Origin of the sequence: Streptomyces albus subsp. chlorinus (assembly GCF_013302895.1) — a bacterium.
In the GTDB taxonomy this organism is placed as follows: domain Bacteria; phylum Actinomycetota; class Actinomycetes; order Streptomycetales; family Streptomycetaceae; genus Streptomyces; species Streptomyces chlorinus.
Genome location: NZ_VJOK01000001.1, coordinates 2,276,512 through 2,281,436 on the forward strand (window position 1 = coordinate 2,276,512; position 4,925 = coordinate 2,281,436).

The 4,925-nt window shown below is 74.6% G+C and carries 4 protein-coding genes and 1 pseudogene; 4 read left to right on the top strand and 1 reads right to left on the bottom strand.

Going from position 1 to position 4,925, the window contains the following annotated elements; genetic code table 11:
• Window positions 1-89 precede the first annotated feature (89 nt).
• The 3 genes and pseudogenes from FM076_RS10285 to FM076_RS10295 all read left to right on the top strand — a co-directional run.
• Window positions 90-902, top strand: a pseudogene (locus tag FM076_RS10285) (DMT family transporter); the annotation flags it as partial.
• A gap of 187 nt (window positions 903-1,089) precedes the next feature.
• The gene (locus FM076_RS10290) at window positions 1,090-1,398 is read left to right on the top strand and encodes a Trm112 family protein (protein ID WP_173874645.1); all 309 of its coding nucleotides are present in this window, start codon (window positions 1,090-1,092) and stop codon (window positions 1,396-1,398) included.
• Window positions 1,398-2,180, top strand: coding sequence for an FkbM family methyltransferase (locus FM076_RS10295; RefSeq protein WP_173874644.1), 783 nt, complete (start codon window positions 1,398-1,400; stop codon window positions 2,178-2,180). The genes FM076_RS10290 and FM076_RS10295 overlap by 1 nt, the downstream gene beginning before the upstream one ends.
• A gap of 9 nt (window positions 2,181-2,189) precedes the next feature.
• Here FM076_RS10295 and FM076_RS10300 read toward each other — a convergent pair whose 3' ends face one another.
• Complete coding sequence (locus FM076_RS10300; RefSeq protein WP_173869655.1) at window positions 2,190-3,347, bottom strand: Ku protein; 1,158 nt, start codon at window positions 3,345-3,347, stop codon at window positions 2,190-2,192.
• A 30-nt stretch (window positions 3,348-3,377) separates the two neighbouring features.
• Here FM076_RS10300 and ligD point away from each other — a divergent pair, with 30 nt between their 5' ends.
• Window positions 3,378-4,349, top strand: a complete 972-nt coding sequence (ligD, locus tag FM076_RS10305) for a non-homologous end-joining DNA ligase (RefSeq protein WP_243274410.1) — start codon at window positions 3,378-3,380, stop codon at window positions 4,347-4,349.
• Window positions 4,350-4,925 lie beyond the last annotated feature (576 nt).

The following is a 4,925-nucleotide window of genomic DNA, read 5'->3' on the forward strand; positions in this document are numbered from 1 at the left end:
CCCCACGCCGGGCCGGGGCCGCACGGCAGGCCCGGGCCCCGCGGTGGGCCCGGGCCGCGCGGTGGGCCGCCCGGGGAGGAGGGCAGCTGATGCTCTGGGGCGTCGCGGCGGCGCTGCTGGCCAACCTCCTCTTCAGCGCGGGGTTCGTGATCGAGAAGCGGGCGCTGGACCGGCTGCCTCCCCTGTCCGCCGCCCGCCCGGCGCGGCTCGTGGCGCACCTGCTGCGCAGCCCGCTGTGGATCGCGGGCGCCGCCTCGCTCCTGCTGGGCTTCGCCGCGCAGCTCGCCGTCTACCGCACGCTGCCCCTGGTCGCCGCCCAGGGGCTGTTCGTCACCGGCCTGGTACTGCTCCTGCTGCTGTCGGCGCTCTTCCTGGGCGAGCGCACCAGCGGGCGGGAACGGCAGGGGATGGTGGCCGTCCTGGCAGCACTGCTGATGATCGTCTTCTCGCTGCACGGGACCTCCGAGACGGTCGGCCGGCTCGCGCCCGTCCCGCTGCTGCTCGCCCTCTGCCTGCCGTCGCTGGCGCTGGGCCTCGCCCTGTTCCTGTCCGCGGAGCGCCGCTCCCGGCGACGCCACCGGATGCCGACGGCCGGGGTGCCCTACGGGGTGGCCGTCGGCTTCCTGTACGGGGTCAGCTCGCTGGCCGTCAAGGGCGTCGCCGGGCTGCTCGACCCCGGCGACCCCGGCGGCACCGCGGTGGCGGTGCTGGCCTCCCCGTACCCGTACCTCCTGCTGTTCACCGGCGCGACCGGGCTCGTCCTGTCGCAGACGGCGCTGCAACGGTGCCGCGCGTCCCTGGTGGTGCCGGTGTGCACCACCGTGAACTTCCTCTACGCGACCGTCAGCGGCACCGTCGCCTTCGCCGAACCGCTGCCCGACGAACCGCTCCGGCTCGCCCTGCGGCTGGGCGGCGCGGCGCTCGCGGTCTGCGTCCTGGTGGTCCTGCCCCGGCACGAGGGCGCCGCCGGCCCCCGACAGCCGCCCCCCGACGCGCAGGACACCGCGCCCCGGGCCCTCCCGTCCGCCGGCCGCCCCCGGCCCCGACCCCGCCCTCCGCACACCACCAGGACCCCGAAAGGCCGTGACCATGACCGGTTTCTCCCCCGACGATCCCCTCCTGCGGCTCCTCGCCTGCCCGCTGGACAAGGGCCCGCTCACCCTCCTCCGGCACCCCGGGGAAGCCCTCTACAACCCCCGGCTGCGCCGCCGCTACCCCATCGTGGACGGCATCCCGCAACTGCTCCCCTCCTCCGGCGAACAGCTCGGCGAGGAGGAGCACCGACGCCTCATGGAAGAGCTGGACGAGCGGCCCAAGGGGGCGGCGCCGCAGGAGCGCGGGGAGCCGGAGGGACGCGGGAAGCCGGAGGAGCACGGGACGCCGGAGGGGCACGGCTGATGACCCTCGCCTCGCGCCTCGGCCCGCACCTGCCCCGGCGGCTGCTGGCCGCCGCCACCGACCTGCTCTACCCGCACTTCGAGCCGGAGCTGGGCCGCCTGCCCGACTTCTGCCCGCTCGGCGGTACGGCGGTGGACGTCGGCGGCTGGTACGGGCCGTGGACCCGCAGACTGGCACGCCGCGCCGACCGGGTCGTCACCATCGAGCCCGTCCCCCACCTCGCCCGCCGGCTGCGCGCGACCGCCCCGCCCAACGCGGAGGTCCTCCAGGCCGCCGCCAGCGACCACTCCGGTACCGCGACACTGTGGCTGCCGCCCGGCGGGCGCGGGGACCGCGGAGTCTCCTCGCTGGTGCGGCGCGAGATGCACCAGACCGCGCTGGACGTGCCCTGCCTGCCCCTGGACGAACTGGGCCTGACCGGCGTCACCCTGCTCAAGATCGACGTGGACGGCGGCGAACTCGCCGTCCTGCACGGCGCCGCGGCGACGCTCGCACGCGAGCGGCCCGCCCTCTTCGTCGAACTGGAGCTGCGCATCCAGCCACTCGGCCCCGTGCTGTCGCTGCTGTCCTCGCTCGGTTACGCGGGCTGGGTCCTGCCCGCCCGCACCTGGACGCCGCTGGCCGACTTCGACCTGGCCGCGCACCAGCGGCGCACCGCCCACGTGGCCGAGCACGGGCTGCTGCGCCGCTCCCTGGCCCCGCACCGCCGCTACGTCAACTCGGTGCTGTTCCTGCCCGCCGGCCGCCGGCCGGGCCCCGCAGCCCCCGGACCGCGCGGCTGACGGCCTGGCTCACGCCGTCTTGCGGGGCCGCGCGGGCTTCTTCGCGGCGGTCTTCTTCGGAGCGGCCTTCTTCGGGGCGGCGGCCTTGGTGCCGGTCCCGGCCTTCGCCGTCTTCTTCCCCGCACCCTTCTTCGCCCCGGCCCTGCCCCCGTCCTTCTTCGCCCCGGTGTCCGTCTTCGCCCTGGCGTCCGTCTTCGCCCCGGCGTCCGTCTTCGCCCCGGCCTTCTTCGCCGCCGTCTTCGACGCGGCCTTCGAGGACTTCGCCGCCGTCTTGGAGGCGGCCTTCTTCGCCGGTGCCTTCCCGCCTCCCGCACCGCCCGCCCCGCCCGTGCGGCGCTCGGACAGCTCGTGGACGGTGGCCTCGCCCTCCGCGCCCTCCTCCCGCCCGCCGCGGGCCTCCTGCACGCTGCGCTCCAGCACCGCCATCAGGTCCACCAGCTTGCCGCCGCCGGCCTCCGTCCTGCGGCGCAGCTCCTCGGGCGGCGGCTCCGCGCCCTCGGCCTTGGCGCGGACGAGTTCCTCCAGCGCCTCGCGGTACTCGTCGTGCAGCTCGCCCCAGTCCAGCTCGCCCAGCGTCTCCATCAACGTGTCGGCCAGGTCCAGCTCGGCCTCCCGCACCGCGACCTCCCCCTCGGGCGCGACACCGGCCACCGCACGGATCTCGTCGGGCCACAGCATGGTGTGCAGCGCCAGGGCGTCCTCGTACACGCGCAGCATCCCCAGGCTCTCCCGGGCACGCAGGGCCAGCTTGGCGACGGCGACCTTGCCGGACCTCTTGAGCGCCTCGCGCAGCAGTACGTACGGCTTGTCGGCGCGCTTGCCGTCGGCGGCCAGGTAGTAGGAGCGGTCGAGCTGGATCGGGTCGATCTCCTCGGCGGGGACGAAGCCGAGGATCTCCACCGTCTTTGCGGTGGGCAGCGGCAGGGCCGCCATGTCGTCGTCGGTGAGGAGGATGGTGCGGCCCTCCTCCGTCTCGAAGCCGCGGCCGATCTCCTCGCGCGGGACCTCCTCCTCGTCCAGCTCGCACACCTTGCGGTAGCGGATGCGGCCCCCATCGGCCGTGTGCACCTGGTGGAAGGAGACGCTGTGGTTCTCGGTGGCGGCCACCACCTTGATCGGGATCGAGACCAGCCCGAAGGAAATGGTCCCTTTCCAGATTGAACGCATACTTTGTCCCTTCTATGGGACTCTCAGGTTATGCCGCACACCGAGATCGGGGGCCATCGACTGTCCCTCAGCAACCTCGACAAGGTGCTCTATCCGGCGACCGGGTTCACCAAGGGCGAGGCGATCCACTACTACGCCTCGGTCGCCGACGCCGTCCTGCCCCACCTCGACGGACGCCCCCTCTCCTTCCTGCGCTTCCCCGACGGTGTGGAGGGCGAGAAGTTCTTCACCAAACACGTGCCGCCGGGCACCCCCAGCTGGGTGACGCGGCGCAAGATCAGCGTCGTCAGCAAGGAGCCGCTGCACCAGGTCCTCATCCAGGACGAGGCGACCCTGGTGTGGGCCGCCAACCTGGCCGCCCTGGAACTGCACACACCCCAGTGGCAGGCCGACCACCAGGCCAAGGCCGACCGCCTCGTCTTCGACCTCGATCCGGGCGAGGGCGCCGACATCCTCGACTGCCGCACCATCGCCGACTGGCTGCGCCGGCGTACGGCCGAGGACGGCATCACGCTGCTGCCCAAGACCTCCGGCTCCAAGGGCCTGCACCTGGTGGCCCCCCTCGAACGCACCCCCTCGGACAAGGTCTCGGCCTACGCCAAGAAGCTCGCCCAGGAGGCCGAGGCGGAGCTGCCCGACCAGGCGGTCAGCAAGATGGCCAAGGATCTGCGCGGCGGAAAGGTCTTCGTCGACTGGTCGCAGAACAACCAGGCCAAGACCACCGCCGCCCCCTACACCCTGCGCGCCAAGCGGCGCCCCACCGTCTCCACCCCGGTGACCTGGGAGGAACTGGCCGCCGCGAAGAAGCCCGAGGACCTGGTCTTCCTCGCCTCCGACCTGCCCACCCGCCTCGAGAAGCACGGCGACCTGCTGGCCCCGCTGCTGCACCCCGACGACCACGGCGCGACCGGCAGAGCCGGCAAGGACGACAAGAGCACGAAGGGTGCCAAGGGCGGCAAGGGCGGCAAGGGGAGGAGCATCCGGGGCCGTGTTCCTCAGTAGCGCGGCGCGCTACTGAGGAACACGGCGGGCCCGGCGGCCGGGCGCGGCGGCCGGGGCCGCGCGCGGTCGCGGTCCCCCCGGACAGCCCGCCACCATGGTCCCCGACAACGCGCATCGCGGCCCGGGACAGCGTGCCACCGTGGTCCCGGGCCAAGCCGCACACCGGTCACGGCACCGCCGGCGGCCGGGCCCGGCGGCGGCCGGCCGAGGAGGGGCGAGCCGGTCCGGGGGGGCGGCGACCCCGCCGGGTACGCGGAACCGACCGGGTAGCGGGAACCGCCCAGTACGCGAAACCGGCAGAACACCGGGACCGGCCCGCACGGCGAACCGGCCCGGCGCGGGGAGACCAACCCACGCGGCGAACCGGCCCGGCGCGGGCGGACCGGCCGGTACGGCGGACCGTCCTGGCGCAGGCAGACCAGCCCGATGCGGGCAGACCAAGCAGCGCGTGCGGCAGGCCGGCCCGACGCGGGTGGACCGGCCCGGGACCCGAAGTCGGCCGGGCACTCCGAGACCTGAAGCCGGCCGGGCACTGCGGACCAGCCCGGTCGCCCGGGGCCAGCCGCACCCAGGGAC